The 639-nt window shown below is 65.7% G+C and carries 1 pseudogene; it reads left to right on the top strand.

Going from position 1 to position 639, the window contains the following annotated elements:
- Positions 1 to 2: 2 nt before the first annotated feature.
- A pseudogene (locus KZA10_RS16980) lies at positions 3 to 639 on the top strand (excinuclease ABC subunit A); the annotation flags it as partial.

A 639-nucleotide genomic window follows, 5' to 3' on the forward strand; every position in this document is an offset into this window, starting at 1 on the left:
CGCTGGCGTTCGGGACGCTGTACGCCGAGTCGCAGCGACGCTATTTGGAATCGGTCGCACCATACGCCCGCCGCCTGATCGATCAGGCGGGAGTGCCCGATGTCGACTCGATCACGGGGATGCCGCCGGCGGTCGCCCTGCAGCAGCAGCGCGGTGGAGGGAATGCCCGATCGACCGTGGGTAGCATCACCACGTTGTCGAGCTTGGTGCGGATGCTGTACTCGAGGGCCGGGGACTATCCGGATGGGCAGCCGATGTTGTATGCGGAGGACTTCTCCGCGAACACGGTCCAAGGGGCCTGCCCGGAATGCCACGGCATCGGCCGCGTGTACGCGGTGAACGAGCAGCAGATGGTCCCGGACCCCTCGCTCACCATCCGCGAACGCGCCATCGCTTCCTGGCCGACCGCGTGGCACGGCCACCAGCTGCGTGACGTGCTGGTTGCGCTCGGTTACGACGTCGATGTGCCGTGGCGGGACCTGCCGAAAAAAGACAGGGACTGGATCCTGTACACCGATGAGACCCCCTTCGTTCCGGTCCACTCCCGGCTCACCCTCTCTGAGTCCAAAGCTGCGATCGAAGCAGGCGTGGAGCCGAGCTACTCGGGCACATTCGTCGGAGCTCGCCGGTACATTCTGG

Origin of the sequence: Microbacterium sp. BF1 (assembly GCF_019279095.1) — a bacterium.
GTDB classification, from domain to species: domain Bacteria; phylum Actinomycetota; class Actinomycetes; order Actinomycetales; family Microbacteriaceae; genus Microbacterium; species Microbacterium maritypicum.